Annotated in this window: 1 protein-coding gene; it reads left to right on the plus strand. The window is 59.1% G+C overall.

Annotated features, from left to right (window positions below; all coding sequences use genetic code 11):
• On the plus strand, positions 1-279 hold a 279-nt coding region (locus tag QWY28_RS23640; protein WP_300955352.1), incomplete at both ends, for a competence protein CoiA family protein.

Here is a 279-nt window from a genome sequence, read left to right on the forward strand (position 1 = left end):
CCTGAGTCCTTGGTTCATGAATACTGGAAGCGGTGGTATGCGAGGCGGCTCGAGGGTGAGGGCTACCGGGTCAAGCTCGAAGCGCCAAGAGTCGGTGGGCGCGTCGATGTGCTCGCTCTGAAAGGTGGCAAGCAGACCGCCATCGAGGTCGAGACCGGCAAGTCCAACGTCGTGGCGAATGTGAAGAAATGTCTGAGGTCGGACTTCGACAAGATCTTTATCGTCGCGACGGACGAACCGGCTCTTTTGAAGGTGCAGCGTGCTCTTGCGACTGTGGGG

The sequence above is a fragment of the Nocardioides oceani genome, from assembly GCF_030412965.1.
Lineage (GTDB): Bacteria > Actinomycetota > Actinomycetes > Propionibacteriales > Nocardioidaceae > Nocardioides > Nocardioides oceani.